The sequence below is a fragment of the Methanobrevibacter sp. genome (assembly GCF_036307625.1).
GTDB lineage: Archaea > Methanobacteriota > Methanobacteria > Methanobacteriales > Methanobacteriaceae > Methanocatella.
Genome location: NZ_JAXJXF010000006.1, coordinates 1 through 15,846 on the forward strand (window position 1 = coordinate 1; position 15,846 = coordinate 15,846).

Sequence of the window (15,846 nt, forward strand, 5' to 3'; positions counted from 1 at the left end):
AGTGCAGACATTGCCCCTGAAGATGACGATTACATATTCATTTTCAATGATTCCAGAGAATTATATTTGGATGAAAACAAACAACTTCCAAAAAAATCAGATGAAATTGACTTTAATTTTTGCTTATATATCGGAAAATACAATTCTAAAAGATGTTTTGTCATTAACGCTGATTTTGAAAACGGCTACGACTTACGTGAAGTTTATGAATTTGACAAGGATCTCTATCTTATGGGCGCAAAAGCCGTGCTTGTCAATGATTGGTATATATCACATAAGTTCTGTGGAAGATGTGGAACTGAAACCCAACTAGATGAAAAGGACATGATGTTAAAATGCCCTTCCTGTGGTCAAGTGCATTATCCCCGTATCGCTCCTGCCATTATTGTGGCCATCAGAAAGGATGATGAATTGCTCATGGCAAAGCACAGCTACCATGACAATATAAGATATGCATTGATAGCAGGTTTTGTAGAGCCAGGTGAAAGCATTGAAGAGGCCGTGCACAGGGAGGTCTTGGAAGAAGTTGGAATCAGAATCAAAAACCTGAAATATCAGCGAAGCCAGTCATGGCCATTTCCAAATTCACTTATGCTGGCATTTACTGCAGAATATGAATCCGGAAACATAAAGGTGGACGGAGATGAAATTCTTAAGGCAAAATGGTTTAAAAAGGATGAAATAATACGATACAATTCTGACATCAGCATTTCAGATTGGCTGATTCAGAATTTCATAGATTCAACAGATAGTTAAATTCATATAATCCTAATTTGAATGGGAAAATATGAAAAATATATTACAATTAAATACTTCGAAAACTAAAAGTAAAAGTATGATAAATAAAAAACTCATAATTGTTCTATTATTTTTATCAATTGCATTCATTAGCTTATCGGCAGTCAGTGCAGTCGAATTAAATGATACTAGTTCTGACAATAGTCCAATTGCCAGGGTAAATGAAGCAGATGATGTTATTTCAGTGAATAATGCTGATGAAAAATTAAGTGATGCAAACAGTAACTATCAAATCAATGATATGAAATATGAATTTAAAGAAACCGGATATTTTTATGGAGATGCAAAGCTACAGTTAAAATTAACCAATGTAACTTCAAATAAATGCATTGAAGGAAAAGCTGTCAATATTTTTGTAGACAAAATCCAATTGAAAGAATATAAAACAAATTCAAACGGTTTAATCAATTTGAATTTCAATAAAATGCCTGGAACATACAATGTCGTAGCCAAGCTAAAAGATTCAGGCAAAACAATAGGAGACATAACATTTACCATTGCCGGGATTCCTTCCAATTTTGAATTGGACCAAACAAGCGCATATTATAAAGATGCAAAATTAGTCTTTAAGCTTGTTAACCTCAACAACAATAAAGGAATTGCAAATGCAAAAATTGCAGTCAAATTTTCAAACGGAAAGAAAATTACACTTACAACCAATTCAAAAGGAATGGCAGGTTATAACATTCCATTCAAACCTGGAACATATAGCGTTACTGCAGTTACCGCTTCAAAATTTTTAAATAAGAATAAGGTAACATTAAATAAATTCCCTATAGGAAAAACATACCTGACAATTTCATCCAAATCATTAACCGTAAAACAAAATTCCAAAAAAACATTAAACATCAAAGCTACCAATTACTTTACAAAACATGCCATGAAAAATGTTAAACTTGCATTGAAAGTATATACAGGAAAAAAATATAAAACCGTCGTTGTTAAAACCGATGAAAACGGCATTGCAAAATATGATGCTTCAAAATTAAGCATCGGAGCTCACAAAATAATCATCATGCATGGTGAAAATTATTTAAACTCCGATTACAAAAAAGTTACCGTTAAAGTAACAAGATAAGTAATTTACTTATCATTCTCTTTTTTTACTTTTTTTGATTCAAAAACTAATCTGTTAATTATAATCCCTTATTAATGATTGACAGTGCAATTATGCCTGCTTTCAGCCTGCCCAATCCGTCTTTTAAAAGTTCCTGAGGACATGCTATATTCATCCTTAAGAAATTGTCACCACATTGTCCAAAATCAATCCCTGCAGATAAGAACAGCCCCTGATTTTGCCTTAAAAATCCGGAAAGTACTTTTGATGGAACATTCAGCTGAGAACAGTCAAGCCACAACAGATATGTTGCATCACACTCGACCAATTTGATTACAGGCAATTCATTTTTCAGATATTCCCTAACAATCTGTTTATTTTCATATAAAACTTCCTTAAGTTCACATAACCACTCTTCTGATTCATCATAAGCAGCAATTACAGCAGCTGCTGCAAATACATTGGCAGAATCTGAATTGTCAATGTGCATCTGATTTTTGATTTTTTTCAACAAATCAGAGTTGACCGTTTGAATTATTGAGCTTTGAAAACCTGCAATATTGAATGATTTTGAAGGAGACAGACATCTGACAACATTGTCACATGACTTAAACGGATTGTAATAAACATCAGGATCAGTCAAATCGCAATGAATTTCATCAGAAATCAGAATTACGTCATGTTTGATGCAGAGTTCCTCGATTTTATCCAATTCCTCACGGGACCAAATCTTTCCTACAGGATTATGAGGATTGCACAGTATCATCAGTTTAACCTGGGACAGTTTTTCATCCAAATCGTCAAAGTCAATTTCATACTTTCCGTTTTCGTATGTCAACTCATTTTCCAGTACTTTACGATCATTATCTTCTATGACATAGTAAAATACATGGTAAACCGGTGATTGAATCAATATTTCATCATCCACATCTGTTAAACATCGAATCATGGAAGATATTGAGGGCATAACCCCTATTGAATAGGCCATGTCATCTTTTGACATTTTCAAATCATATCTTCTGTCCCACCAGTTAATATAAGCATCAAATAACTCGTCCGGAACTATATTATACCCATATACAGGATGATTTGCCCTTTTTTGAATAGCCTCACGAATAGCCGAAGCCACCATAAAGTCCATATCAGCTACCCACATAGGCAGGTCGTCATCAAAAAGATCCCACTTCAGGGAATTTGTCCCATGCCTGTCTATAACAGTGTTGAAGTCATACTTAATATTTTTCATAATGGATTCTCTCTTCATCGAATTTATCCATGAATTTGTTTTCCCATCCATCGGCAGGATATCCTAAAGTAATTATACAGTACGGTTTGGTTTCAGTTATATCATCAATGCCGATAATTTCGCCTATTGCTTTCATTCTCTCTTCTTCAGGTGCAACACCATTCCATAGTCCACCTAAACCTAGATTGACAGCTTCAAGCAACATGTTTTCAGCAGCTGCACCCATATCCTGTTGCCATACAGTTTTATAAAATGCTCTTTCAATGTTTGCAACTAGAACAATTGCAACGGGTGCATTGGTTACACGAGGTTTAATTTCTCCCAATTTGGCCAATGTTTCCTTATCTTTAATTACTACGAATTCCCATGGTTCGGCACCCAACCTTGATCCCGGTGCCTGCATTCCTGCTTTTAAGATTTTTAATATGTCTTCATCACTTACAGGCATATCCGCATATTCACGAATGCTTCTTCTTGTGTTAATAATTTCTTCAAAATCAGCCATGTTATCACTATAAAATATTTAATTCATCAACATATTAAAAAATTACTATAGTAAGAGAGTAATTTCACCAGCACATTAAAATTACTCCCAAGACCAGGTTAAAATTAACCATCACCACAAATTAAAAAAAAGTACAAGAAAGAAACCTTATTTAACCAGGCCAGATTTTCAAAAATCCAATTAATAGTTTGTCGCAAAAGAAAAATAAAATTAATTGAAGTGCGATTATATGATTTATCACACTCCCAAAAAACTTAAATTAGTCATCGAAAAGGGAAATTTCCTTTAAATCAAATGTAATATCATGTTCGCCGCAATATTCCTCGACATGATTTAATGTTTCCTCAATATCATCTTCAGCATACTCATTTTTGAAATAATATACAACAGGTTGAGCATTTGTGAATACTCCAATGGATAAAACCTCATTATTATAAACACGAATAATCAATGTATTGTAAATTTGAATATCTTTAATGATATCGTTTTTAGCCTTTCCAACTGAGATTTCGTTTCCAATGACTTTTATTTCACTGTTCATATATTTGTTATGTAACTTAACAAGCTTATCGTCATCGGTTAAAACTTCACTTTCCGGTTCCATTTCACTTAATTTATCCTTAAAAAGCTTTGCATTGTGCAGTTTTTCTTGAACTTCCATTAATTCTTTTTCAAGCTGCTTTTCATCCTCAATAAGAGAATTTATGAATGCTTCACTACCATTATTGAAGTTTTCATAGATTTCAAGAACATTTCTTGGAGATAATCTTGAATTGTTTTTAAAGAATTCCTTTGTATGAGGCTTGACACGAATGCTTAATGTTTTCAGTTTTTCTTTTTTGGATTTGGAAGAACTGTCAAAGAATTCCTCTGCAAATTCGTTGCCTATATTTTGAAATGATCTGATTTTGGAAGCGAATATTTTTTCAAAATCCTCACGAGACATGTCTTCAGGGAAATTGAATTCAAATTCGCCAGGAGTATAAGATCCGCCGAATCTTCCGTTTCCAAATACAAATTTTCTTGGGTTTTCTTTTTTTTCGTTGTTCATAATACCACCACAAACACGTATACAAATTAAATTTTTGTACACAATATAATATTGTAAATAGGTAGTATATAAATGTATGCATTTTTTAAAAATGTATACTTAAATTAAATCCAAGCAATCAACAACTTCACGGCCAATAGGAGTGAGTTGATATATTCTATTGCGTTTATCATCCTCATTAAGACAAACAACTATACCCAATTCCTTTAATTTTTTAAGAACCGTTGATATATGATTAATGCGAATTCCAGTATCTTTCGCTATTTGTGAGGGAGTTTTGTCGGATTCTTTCAGTGACAATACCGTTTTTAACCTATATGAAGAAATTTTAACATGTGCAACTAATCCCAACATTTCATTATCCATATTCCTAACACCACCCTAGTGTAACTTAAATCATTTATGATATAAACATTTAGTCACAACTATAAAAATCAATGAAAAAATATGAATAAAAAAATAAAATTTAATTAAAAAAATTAAAAAAAGTAAAAAAAATTATTTGCATAATTTAACAGCAATCTCAAAAGCATTATCCAAATCTTCAGCAAATTCATTTTCTTTCTTTTTGATTTTGCTTTCCAATTCCGGATTATCTAAAGATTTATTTCGTTCATTTTTGGTAATTATACGTGAAGTATAAATATTAACTTCACCATTGAACATCTCAAGCAAGCTTTCAGACTGTTTAAGGTGAGGTCGGACATTTTTTTCAAACATGCCTTTAGGATATTCAATCGTATAAAACAGAGCAACATTGATTTTGTCCTTAAAGACATTTCCTCTTTCAAATGAAACTATGCAATATATCAATCTTTCAATCAAGGCACGGTAATGACTTGTCGGTTCGGTGAAAAATATCGGAGAAGCGATTATCAATACATCGGAAGCCAAAATCTCTTCAATCAAAGGAGAGGTTTCATCCTTCCAGTAACATTTGCCTACCTTGTCATCGTTTTTACAGACCCCACAATTCATGCACCCATGCAAATCCAACTTATACAAATCGACATATTTCACACTTGCCCCTACAGATTCAGCACCTTTTGCAGCCTCTTTCACAAGCTGTGCATTACCATCCCTTCTTTTCGGGCCAGCATTAATAACTATAGCTTTCAATAAAAACACCTATTTACTCAATTTAGCACCAATTTCAAAAGCCTTTTCTATATCATGAGGATATTGAAGAACAAGTTGTTTTTCTTTCAATTCCTGTGAAAATCCAGCCATATTATATTTAGAATAGTCATGAACCTGCAAAGTATCGCAAACAGGATGGGAAACCACTTCACCATTCAAAAATGAAAATAAAAACTCTGTACTGGACAAACTATCCTTCATAGAGCTTTCATAAAACTCCAAAGGAGCATTCATAGTATAAAATATTCCAACATTGACCTTTCCAGTATAATAGCTGGATCCGTCATCATATGACATTATACAGAATATCAATCTTTCAACCAATGCCCTGAATTCACTAGTAGGCTGGCCAAAGTAGATTGGTGAGCCTATCAAAAGACAATCGGCATTGAATATCCTTTCAATCAAAGGAGTCAAATCGTCATTCCAGTAACATTTGCCCTTGGTTTTATCTTTTTGCTTGCATATAAGACAACTCCTGCAGCCTTTAAAAACCAAATCATATAAATTAACATATTCCGTTTCAGCACCAACAGATTCAGCTCCTTTTTGAGCGGCCTGCATCACCTCAGCAGTATTCCATTTTTTCCTCGGGCTTGCATTGATGACAATCGTCTTCATTTGGACAGCTCCGCACCTATCTTAAAGGCATTTTCCAAATCAGCAGGGAAGTGTTCTTTTCGGTATGCCTTTTTGGCATCCCCATCAAAGGCAGACATGCTGTATTTGGAATAGTCTTTAACCTGGACTGTGTTTAATACAGGATAAATCCTTACTTCACCATTCAGCATGTTGAATATATTTGCTGAAGATTCAAGGCCCTGACGCATCATGTTTTCATAATAATCCTTAGGGGCATTCATGGTATAGAACAAACCCACGTTTAATTTCCCTTCATAATATGAACCGAATCCCTCATATGAAAGAATGCAGAAAATTAACCTTTCGACCAAAGCCCTGTAATGGCTTGTAGGCTCACCAAAGTAAATTGGAGACCCTATTAAAAGACAATCGGCATCCAAAATTCGTTCAATCAGAGGAGACAGTTCATCTCTCCAATAACACTTGCAGCGTTCCTTATCTACCTTTTTACAAATCAGACAGCTCATGCATCCGTGCAAATCTAACTTGTACAAATCTATGTATTCAACTTCAGCTCCGACAGATTCCGCACCTTTTGCAGCCTCTTTCATGATTTGTGCTGTGCAGAATTTTCTTCTTGGACTTGCATTAATAACAATAGTTTTCATTTAAATCCCCAATATGGCTAACTAATAATTATATTGGATTTAATGTTTAAAAAAAGTATTTGTTAAAATTTTGTATATATTTGCCTACATTAATAGTTGGATTTGCAGCTGTTTAAAAAATTGAGCAGAGATGTAAGAAAACAAAATAACAAATTCATTCCAGATGAGGAATGTAAAAAAAATAAGGGCAGATGCAAATTGCACCCCCGATTCTAATCTCCAATTACCTGCTTCCCAACATATTCTGAATTTCAATAGTCATATCTTGAGCATTTGGAACACAACATGTTGCGACCATTTTTATAGATTACCCGACATTATTTACTATCAATAGTAGCTGCATTTATAACTGGACGTTCACCACATAATATAAAATCATCCAATCCCTGATATGAGCCATAAATGACTGCATTTAACCCTGCATATTTTCTATATTTAGCATTATCCTGATCAGGAGGCAGTTTAACTATTACTTCTTGGTCACGAAAACCATCAGCATGGAATATTAGTGTATCGTGTGCCACTATGTCTACCATTCCCTTTAATTTTATAGGATGATATTTCAAGTCCTCATTTGGTTTAATATCCCCATAAGTAACTTCTTCACATTTTTTTTTAAATGTCTTCTCATCCATTCCATTTAATGGATCTTGATACAATACAGTTGCCGATACAATCCCAATAGACAGGATTAAGATACCAAACAATAATATCGCCAATATTTTTTTGTTCACTAACATACACACCCATTGAACTACCTCAACTTTATAGAAGTTGAGGATTCTTACTTCACGGGCTGTATACTCTACTGAGTATAGATTACCGTGCTATCCCCCTCGTCCCGAAGGTTCAGACAGATTCAATTAATATTTCTTTTTAAACTTGGTTATTGTTGAAAAAGTTTAATTTATTGTATCATTGTCATTTATTATTTTTTGTTATCTTGTTATTTAAATTTCATCAAAGAGCAATTGAAAAACTAATGCAGCCTTTGTGCAATTCATCCATGACTTGTAGAAGTCATGGAATTCTTGCATTAATTTAGTTAAAGCTAAAAGGATAAATTGACTTTATCCAAAGCTTTAATATATTTGTCTGCATAAGTCTGTTTAACAGTTATTGAGTAATTACTTTCTGTTTCATAGATATAAGAAACTAAACCCTTATTTGCAATAGGTACAGTAATATAGGCAGGACTTGAACCCAACTGCGGATCATATCTTTTAATGTGTGGTGTCAATTTTAGCAGCCTTTTTAAATAAAGAGAAGATTTCTTATGGAGCTTTTTACTTATTTTGACAGTCTTAATGTTTTTATTAGAAATCATATGGATGAATCTAGGATATTTGTATCCGCTAAGCTTATAGCTTGTTTCATGGACATCTGTTGTTATTTTAGGTTTTTCTTTAACTATATCCTTTATTATGTATTTGTTTCCTAATACTTGGCCATTCATTCTGCTTTTTGAATAACTGTACTGGTCTTTAGTCACATGAATGTAATATAACACATACTTTCTTTTTAATTTATTGTTTTTCTTAATCAGACTTTTATATATTGCCTTGTGCATTTCACATTCTTCAACATGAACTCCAACAATTAGGGCAATGGTTTTTGTTGAAGACATATTGCCGAAGTAGAGCTTTTCAACATATCCTTTTGAAGTTCTACCTAAAATTCTTTTATATGTATGAACTTTTGATTTGCTTCCATCTTTTGAAACAGCAAAAAACTTTAAAACTTTATTCGATGCTAAAGTTATAGGGCCAGTATATTTTTTGCTGTGAACAGTTGGATTTTTACCATTTGTGGAATAATAGATTGTTCCTTTCTTATCTGATTTAAGTTTTATAACTAATTTCTTGTCAGATTTAACAATCATCTTATTAATCCATACCTTAGGAGCTTTTTTAATGACTGCACTTGAGTTTTTGGATTTTTCAACAGTATTTTGATTACTGGCTAAAACATTATCATTTATATCCGAAGAATCATTAACATTTTGATTAATACCCTCTTCAAAAGAAAGAGGAAGCTGTAAACTGGACTCATTTGTAATGCTGTTATTCGAATTGTCAGTTAAAACACTATTTGCAGCACTGATTGATGCAATTGAAAAAAATAAAGACAATAATATTAAAATTAATATGAAATATTTTTTATTAAACAAGATTTAACCCCCACTCTAATTATTATAATAATTGTTTTATTGCAATTTGTATAAATAGATATAGATTATTTAAAGTTTGTGTCAAAACTGATATTGAATCAGTGATTGAATACTAAAATTCAACAGATAATATTTTTGAAATCTTAATATGTAAATTAGCAGAATATTTTACTAATGATATTTTTAAACAATCCCGTGAATCAGTCAATGGAGGTTATTAATTCTTTGCATTTTTTCTGTCTTGTTGTTCTAATTTAATGCAGTTACAGTTATTGAAACTGACAATATATTCTATTTATATTAATAGTAAAAGAATACCATTCTTAAAGATTGGAGATGAATTTCACAAAATGGCATCTAAAGATGTCAGGTAGGATTGGAAATTGTGACTTCATGTCACATCCCCACCATTAAAAAAAAAGAGTGAAGCTATTTTTTAGCTTCAATGACTGTTTTTCCATTCATGTAAGGGACTAACACTTCAGGAACTTTTACACTACCGTCAGGCAGCTGATAGTTTTCCAGGATACAGCACATTGTCCTTTCAGTTGCAATGGCTGTACTGTTTAAGGTGTGCAATGTTTGAGCATCTCCAGAACCTGCTCTTCCAACACGGGTTTTTGTCTTACGTGCCTGATAATCTTTACAGTTGGTACATGAAACCAATTCCCTGAATGCACCGGAACCTGGGAACCATGCTTCCAAATCATATTTGATGGCAGCATTATCATTCAATGCTGATGATACAATAGCTATTACCTGATATGGAAGTCCTAGCTTTTGATAGATTCTTTCAGTTACTTCCATCAGATGGTCATGCTGATTTCTAGAATCTTCAGGCGCTGAATAGATGAACTGTTCGATTTTTTCGAATTGATGAACCCTGAAAATTCCCAGAGTATCCTTTCCATGAGAACCTGCCTCTTTTCTAAAGCAGGTTGAAAGTGCACAGTATCTTAAAGGTAAATCATCAGGGGAGATGATTTCATCCCGGTGAAGGGCTGCCAAAGTCTGTTCTGCAGTTGCAATCAGATACATGTCTTCATTTTCAACTTTGTACAATGTTTCTTCAAACTCGCCAAGTTCAGAGGTTTCTGCTGCAACTTCACCTTTTACAAAGAATGGTGTTTGCATTGGAATATATCCTTCACCTTCAAGCTCGGATAGGGCAAATTGAATTAATGCAAGGTTTAAGTGCAATATGTCTCTTTTCAAATAGTAGAAGCGTGCTCCTGCAATGCTTGCTGCAGTTTCAAGGTCAGCTCCGTCAATTTTATTAATCAAATCAACATGATTCAAAAGTTCAAAATCAGGTTCTGGGATTTCACCGTAGGTTCTGACAACTACATTATCATCTTCAGTGTCTGAAATTGGCACATCGTCATCAATAATGTTTCCAACCTTGTATCTGTAATCATCCCTGAGTTTGAGGCATTCTGCATTCTTTGCAGTCAATTGCTTGATTTCGGCTGCAACTTCCTTGGATCTTTTGACAACCTCTTCAAAGTTGCCTTCCTCTTTGGCTTTTTTGAATGATTTGGATAATTTATTTTTTTCTGATCTTAATGAGTTAAGTTTTCTTTCACCTTCTCTCCATAAGGTGTCGTATTCTATTACCTTTTCAACGTTTTCAGTATCTCTAAATCTTTTCTTCTCAGAGTCTATTATTAATTCTGGATTTTCTCTGAATAATTTTATATCTAGCAATATTTTGTCCCCTAAAATATTTTAATCAGTTATACTTATGATTTTTTTATTTTTTAAAGTTAATGTTTAATCTATTTAAAAATTGTACCCTTAAAAGAAATTTGGAAAAAAAGAGTTATTAATATGGCACCGCACACCATATTTAATTTCAGTTTTTTAGAGCAATGTTTCTCTAAATGTATTTTTCACACTGTTTTTGATGCTGTCGGAGTAGGTTTCCCCATCAACACCTATCATGGCAATTTCATATAAAACCTTGTTCAATGATTTGCCTTTTTCAGTCAGTATGTATTTTACATTCTTTTTATCGCATTTGTCCACAATTTTGTGAATCAATCCGTTTTTCTCCATATCTTTCAGGCAGTTGCTTAAAACCTTATTTGAAAGATCTGGTTTATCTTCTTTAAATTCATGAAAACGGGATTTACCAAAGAATAAATCACGTATGATCTGAATTACCCATTTTTTATTTATTAATTTAACAACTAATTCTATAGGACATGATTTAATGTGCTTCAAAGTTTCCATGAGCATTACCTCCTAAAAATAGATAGGTTATTATGACTTGTTATTCATCATATATAAACCTTTCGGTAATGAGGTGACCAAAAGGTTACAAAAAGCATTTATATGGCATCACCCCAAGTTTGTATTGAAAGTTGCACGCATGTGACTTTCAACTTCAAGGAGATAGCAAATAAGCATAAGAGAAGCGAATGGAATGAAAATGAAAAATTTATCCTCGATAAAATAGCTCAAGATGTATTCTGCATGAGCGAAAAGCAAAAATATTTTAATCATGACCACATCTTGACTAGGCAATATTAAAACAAGTTGACTACAAACAGTGAAAGAATTAGATTATTAAATCTAACTTCAAAGCTGTTAAACACTATATTAAAAATTTTACATCATTGCGATTGAAAAACAGACCAGATTTTATTCCCCCTAAATTTCATAGGATTTCCAAAAGTAGAATTTTTTGAGGTAAAATTGGTTTACCCCTTTTTCCGAATCTCTAATCCCTAAAGGGAGTCCCACTTCCCAAAAGCAAAAGGTAAAATCAAAAAATTCTAGCTGTCTTCTTTTAAAAGTCTTTCTGAAAACGTTTTTCAGACAATCTATTTTTTCAATAATGAAAATGAAAGAGTTACACAAGATTAAAAAAAAAAATTTTAAAAAATAGTAAGGAAAATTATAATAGTTTTTCTTCCCATTCTTTAATCTTAAAACCAACCAATACAAAATCGTCGCCAACAAGAACCGGACGTTTGACAAGCATTCCATCTGTGGACAATATTTCAAACTGTTCCTCTTCAGACATGTCCGGAAGTTTATCTTTTAATCCCAATTTTCTGTAGACCTGTCCGCTAGTGTTAAAAAATCTTTTTAACGGTAAATCTGATTTTTTCCACCATTCTTCAATTTCCTGTGCTGTTGGGTTGTCTTCTACAATGTGTCTTGACTCAAATTCAATATCATGTTCCTCTAACCAGTTTTTGGCTTTTCTGCAAGTTGAACATTTTGGATAATTAACGAATAACATGATTAAATATTATTTCTTAAATATAAAATAAATTTTCGCATTTTTCTAAAAATACTTTAAAATATCATCAAACTCATCGACAGCCTCGAGAATGTAGTCATTTTCATAATCCTTCTGATTGCCGTAACCCCATTTGACAACAATGCAGTCCATTCCTGCATTTTGAGCTGTTTCAATATCAGTTTTGGAATCTCCAATATAAACTGCATCCTTCAAATCCACATTTGCTTTTTTAAGGATATTTTCAACGCCGAAAGGATTTGGCTTGGACGGATAATCTTCATCATGACCTTCAACCAGCACAAAATCTATATCAGTAAAAAATTTTTCTACAAAGTATTTGAGGGAATAATTGAGCCTGTTAGAATTGATGGCAAGCAAAACACCCTTTTCCTGCAGTTTATTTAAACATTCATGAGCTTCGGGAAATGGCAAGGTGTGTTCTTTAGGTGACGGATTATACAATTCCAAATAAGTTTTTTTAACCTTTTCAATATTTTCAAAGGAATTGTTTTCCCCCAACACCAAAGAGACAATTTCATCAATATTTCCACCCAAACATTCAAAATACTCTTCTTTGGTCAATGTCGGAAAATTATAGATTTCCAAAGTTTGGTTAAAACAGATTACAACATCATCGACCGAATTGAATAAAGTTCCATCAAAATCAAAAATTGCAAGTTTTTTCATGATTAAGAATATGTAACTTCATTAATTTAAATTTAGACTCCTAAAGCTATAATAATTAAAAAACCTATAATACTAACCATGTCAGATTTATCAGAATTAATTAAAATTGCCAAAAATATTGAAAATCAGAACACTGAGATTATTCGTCTTTTAAAAAAGATAGCTGGTGAAGATGAAGAGGACGAAAGATTACGCAAATATAAGGAATTATTGAGTTACGCTCCAGACCATGGAGAATTATACACCTCAGACGATGCCATTGAAAAGATTAAGGCAAAGGAAGTCGAAAGGGAGGAAGTGGAAAACACATTCAAAATCGGTTCTGCATTAAACAATTCACATGAACCAGGAGAGGTTTACTTTTTAGAGGGAACTGACATATTCAAATTATCCGTTGAAAATAATGAAACAGTCGTTGATAATTTGACAGGAGATGCTGAAGCTAGTGATTTTGAACTGCAGGAACTGATAGCTAATGAAAGCATTAAAAATGACGTAAGCTTGGATGACGGTACTGTAATACTAAACAGCCAACAATCACAGAATCTGCCGGAAACCTTGAAGATTTGCGTGGAACAGGATGCAAAAAAAGTATTCATGCCCATATTTTCATCAACCCAACTGGTCGGTGCACCAAACAATCTGATGACCATCCTAAAACTCGACTTCTACAAGTCACAAGATCAACTTCTTGAAAAATTATTTAAGGGTTAACTCAAGTTTAACCTGAATTCTCTTTTTTTGATTCGGATTTGATTAACCTCACCAATGAAACAACACCAATTAATGCAGTGATGCTTTCTATAGCCGCTGATGAAAAATCAAGTATCGCCAGGAAATAAACTATATAAATTGCACTGTTTACAATGAAACCTGTCTTGATTGGCTTGATTGTCTTCAGGTAGTAGTTGCATAAAGTAATCTGAACTATTGCAATAATAGGCAATAATCCTACAAATCCCATAGAATTTACCAAAAGGCCCAAAACAATTGAAATAACGATGAAAAATATTGTCCAATTGAATGTCAGCCTCTCATAATAAACCATTGCGTTTCTTGTTGCTGCAATGGCCATGGTCGTTACTCCAGTCCATGACAAAAAGAATACTGAAGATATAGCTAAAATGAAGGCATTTAAAAACTGATATTTATAGGCCTGCTTTTCATCATTTACCCACATGCTTAAAATGATGAAAACACCGGCAATCAATGAGATTATATTGCCTATGATTATGTTAAATGCCAAATCCATATTATCCTATTAATCTTAATTGTTAATATTATTTTCTCAAGGAAAATATACAGACAGGCAATGCCAAAAGGGTTATCAATGAAGATATATAATACACAGGGGCGTAACCGGCAATTGCAAAGCTTCCAAGCAATGCAGGTCCAAAACCCATTGTTGCATCACAGAAAATGAAAAAGGTTGAAATTGCATAAGGTCTTCTATTGGCTTTAGCGTTTCGGGTGACAATGGTTGTGCAGGCCGAATTCAATGTTCCAAAACCCAATGCCGCACAGACTGCACATATAAATACTGTTAAATCAGATGGAGAATAGCAATTAAGAATAATCCGATTGCCTGAGCAATTATTCCAGTTACACATATTATCATGTCACCATTCCTATCCTGGATTTTGCCGGCAATAGGTCTTGAAATTACAAGAACTATCGAATAGATTATGAAAAACCATGAAAACGCCGCTGTTAGATTAACCTCAACGGCATACAATCTGTAAAATGATAATATTGAAACATAACCCAAACTTGTCAATGCAGTGAAAAATGAAACCGGAATGGCCCCATATTCAAAGATTTTTTCAAGACCAGAGAAACTTTGATTATCCCCTACAACATCTTCAGGTTGGGAAACCTTAATGAAAATCATTGAAATCAATGCCAAGGCTGAAAAAACGCTTGCTGCAGTAAAGCATCCAAAAGATCCTAAAGAGTCATATAATGCGCCGCCAATGTAGGGACCAATTCCAACTGCGATTGTTGTACCCAACATGAAATATCCAAATGCCTCTCCAAAACGATTTTTAGGAAGTATTTCTGATGCAATAGTAACAATTGCATTGGCTGATGCTCCAAAACCTATCCCATGGATAAATCTTACAATTGAACTACCTCAACTTTATAGAAGGTGAGGTAGTTCAAGAAAATTAAAATTAAAAGTACTGAAACACCAAAAACCAAACGTGCATTAATATGCAACATCATCACCGTTTTCAATTTTCAGCAGCTCAATTTTTTTATCCAGACCTGCCGCATAACCTGTCAGTTTATTTCCCTTGCCCATTACCCTATGACATGGAATAACAATGGCTATCGGATTTGCACCAACAGCACCACCAACTGCCTGAGCAGACATTGTAGGTGATATCCTAGAAGCAATTTCGCCATAGGTTACTGTTTCTCCATAAGGAATCTCAGATAACAATTCCCATACCTTCAATCTAAAATCAGTTCCTGAAACTTTCAAATCAAAGTCAATTTTTGGATTTTGACCATCAAAATAATCATCCAGCCAGCCAATGACTTTTTTAAAGATTTCCAAATCATCATTTTCAATGGAATCAACATCCTTTTTCTGACTGTCGAATGAAAGCCCACAAAGATTATCTCCATCGCTTAAAAGTAAAATTTCACCGATTGGTGATGAATATTTGGTCGAATACAT

General features: G+C 33.3%; 21 protein-coding genes. 4 read left to right on the plus strand and 17 right to left on the minus strand.

All coding sequences use genetic code 11. The annotated features are described in order from the left end of the window. Positions 1 to 756 (plus strand): NAD(+) diphosphatase (gene nudC / locus UIB65_RS00085; RefSeq protein WP_330039137.1); only part of this gene is annotated, 756 nt, incomplete at its 5' end. A 79-nt stretch (positions 757 to 835) separates the two neighbouring features. Next, positions 836 to 1,876: a hypothetical protein gene (locus UIB65_RS00090; RefSeq protein ID WP_330039138.1), complete on the plus strand. Its 1,041-nt coding sequence runs from the start codon at positions 836 to 838 to the stop codon at positions 1,874 to 1,876. A gap of 58 nt (positions 1,877 to 1,934) precedes the next feature. Here the strand turns inward: UIB65_RS00090 and UIB65_RS00095 are convergent, their stop codons facing one another. The 11 genes from UIB65_RS00095 to UIB65_RS00145 form a co-directional block, all read right to left on the minus strand. Continuing rightward, positions 1,935 to 3,101 carry a MalY/PatB family protein gene (locus UIB65_RS00095; protein WP_330039139.1) on the minus strand — a complete coding sequence of 389 codons (1,167 nt, stop codon included), beginning with the start codon at positions 3,099 to 3,101 and terminating at the stop codon, positions 1,935 to 1,937. After that, on the minus strand, positions 3,088 to 3,606 hold the full coding sequence (locus UIB65_RS00100) for a nitroreductase family protein (RefSeq protein WP_330039140.1): 519 nt from the start codon (positions 3,604 to 3,606) through the stop codon (positions 3,088 to 3,090). The genes UIB65_RS00095 and UIB65_RS00100 overlap by 14 nt, the downstream gene beginning before the upstream one ends. A 259-nt stretch (positions 3,607 to 3,865) precedes the next feature. After that, positions 3,866 to 4,657, minus strand: coding sequence for a hypothetical protein (locus tag UIB65_RS00105; RefSeq protein ID WP_330039141.1), 792 nt, complete (start codon positions 4,655 to 4,657; stop codon positions 3,866 to 3,868). A gap of 99 nt (positions 4,658 to 4,756) precedes the next feature. Then, entirely contained in the window at positions 4,757 to 5,023 is a 267-nt protein-coding gene (locus tag UIB65_RS00110) for a winged helix-turn-helix domain-containing protein (protein ID WP_330039142.1), read from the minus strand. A 132-nt stretch (positions 5,024 to 5,155) separates the two neighbouring features. Then, on the minus strand, positions 5,156 to 5,776 hold the full coding sequence (locus UIB65_RS00115; protein ID WP_330039143.1) for a flavodoxin family protein: 621 nt from the start codon (positions 5,774 to 5,776) through the stop codon (positions 5,156 to 5,158). Positions 5,777 to 5,785: 9 nt separating this feature from the next. Next, entirely contained in the window at positions 5,786 to 6,418 is a 633-nt protein-coding gene (locus tag UIB65_RS00120) for a flavodoxin family protein (RefSeq protein ID WP_330039144.1), read from the minus strand. Beyond that, positions 6,415 to 7,047 carry a flavodoxin family protein gene (locus UIB65_RS00125; protein ID WP_330039145.1) on the minus strand — a complete coding sequence of 211 codons (633 nt, stop codon included), beginning with the start codon at positions 7,045 to 7,047 and terminating at the stop codon, positions 6,415 to 6,417. Before UIB65_RS00125 ends, UIB65_RS00120 begins: the two co-directional genes overlap by 4 nt. A 317-nt stretch (positions 7,048 to 7,364) precedes the next feature. Then, positions 7,365 to 7,787, minus strand: a complete 423-nt coding sequence (locus tag UIB65_RS00130; protein WP_330039146.1) for a hypothetical protein — start codon at positions 7,785 to 7,787, stop codon at positions 7,365 to 7,367. Positions 7,788 to 8,098: 311 nt separating this feature from the next. Further along, positions 8,099 to 9,217: a chitobiase/beta-hexosaminidase C-terminal domain-containing protein gene (locus UIB65_RS00135; RefSeq protein WP_330039147.1), complete on the minus strand. Its 1,119-nt coding sequence runs from the start codon at positions 9,215 to 9,217 to the stop codon at positions 8,099 to 8,101. Positions 9,218 to 9,646: 429 nt separating this feature from the next. Beyond that, entirely contained in the window at positions 9,647 to 10,924 is a 1,278-nt protein-coding gene (serS, locus tag UIB65_RS00140; RefSeq protein WP_330039148.1) for a serine--tRNA ligase, read from the minus strand. A gap of 156 nt (positions 10,925 to 11,080) precedes the next feature. Beyond that, positions 11,081 to 11,452 carry a helix-turn-helix domain-containing protein gene (locus UIB65_RS00145; RefSeq protein ID WP_296805522.1) on the minus strand — a complete coding sequence of 124 codons (372 nt, stop codon included), beginning with the start codon at positions 11,450 to 11,452 and terminating at the stop codon, positions 11,081 to 11,083. A gap of 102 nt (positions 11,453 to 11,554) precedes the next feature. On the opposite strand from UIB65_RS00145, the gene UIB65_RS00150 reads away from it, so the two are divergent. Further along, complete coding sequence (locus tag UIB65_RS00150; protein ID WP_330039149.1) at positions 11,555 to 11,752, plus strand: hypothetical protein; 198 nt, start codon at positions 11,555 to 11,557, stop codon at positions 11,750 to 11,752. 367 nt (positions 11,753 to 12,119) lie between these two features. Here UIB65_RS00150 and UIB65_RS00155 read toward each other — a convergent pair whose 3' ends face one another. Both UIB65_RS00155 and UIB65_RS00160 read right to left on the minus strand, forming a co-directional pair. After that, on the minus strand, positions 12,120 to 12,470 hold the full coding sequence (locus tag UIB65_RS00155; RefSeq protein ID WP_330039150.1) for an arsenate reductase family protein: 351 nt from the start codon (positions 12,468 to 12,470) through the stop codon (positions 12,120 to 12,122). Between the two features lie 45 nt (positions 12,471 to 12,515). Next, complete coding sequence (locus tag UIB65_RS00160) at positions 12,516 to 13,160, minus strand: HAD family hydrolase (RefSeq protein ID WP_330039151.1); 645 nt, start codon at positions 13,158 to 13,160, stop codon at positions 12,516 to 12,518. Positions 13,161 to 13,238: 78 nt separating this feature from the next. Here UIB65_RS00160 and UIB65_RS00165 point away from each other — a divergent pair, with 78 nt between their 5' ends. Further along, entirely contained in the window at positions 13,239 to 13,874 is a 636-nt protein-coding gene (locus UIB65_RS00165) for a hypothetical protein (protein WP_330039152.1), read from the plus strand. Positions 13,875 to 13,881: 7 nt separating this feature from the next. Here UIB65_RS00165 and UIB65_RS00170 read toward each other — a convergent pair whose 3' ends face one another. The 4 genes from UIB65_RS00170 to UIB65_RS00185 form a co-directional block, all read right to left on the minus strand. Continuing rightward, the gene (locus tag UIB65_RS00170; RefSeq protein WP_330039153.1) at positions 13,882 to 14,412 is read right to left on the minus strand and encodes a YgjV family protein; all 531 of its coding nucleotides are present in this window, start codon (positions 14,410 to 14,412) and stop codon (positions 13,882 to 13,884) included. 28 nt (positions 14,413 to 14,440) lie between these two features. Further along, the gene (locus tag UIB65_RS00175; RefSeq protein ID WP_330039154.1) at positions 14,441 to 14,770 is read right to left on the minus strand and encodes an MFS transporter; all 330 of its coding nucleotides are present in this window, start codon (positions 14,768 to 14,770) and stop codon (positions 14,441 to 14,443) included. Continuing rightward, on the minus strand, positions 14,704 to 15,285 hold the full coding sequence (locus UIB65_RS00180; protein WP_330039173.1) for an MFS transporter: 582 nt from the start codon (positions 15,283 to 15,285) through the stop codon (positions 14,704 to 14,706). The genes UIB65_RS00175 and UIB65_RS00180 overlap by 67 nt, the downstream gene beginning before the upstream one ends. An 84-nt stretch (positions 15,286 to 15,369) precedes the next feature. Next, complete coding sequence (locus UIB65_RS00185) at positions 15,370 to 15,846, minus strand: methylated-DNA--[protein]-cysteine S-methyltransferase (RefSeq protein WP_330039155.1); 477 nt, start codon at positions 15,844 to 15,846, stop codon at positions 15,370 to 15,372.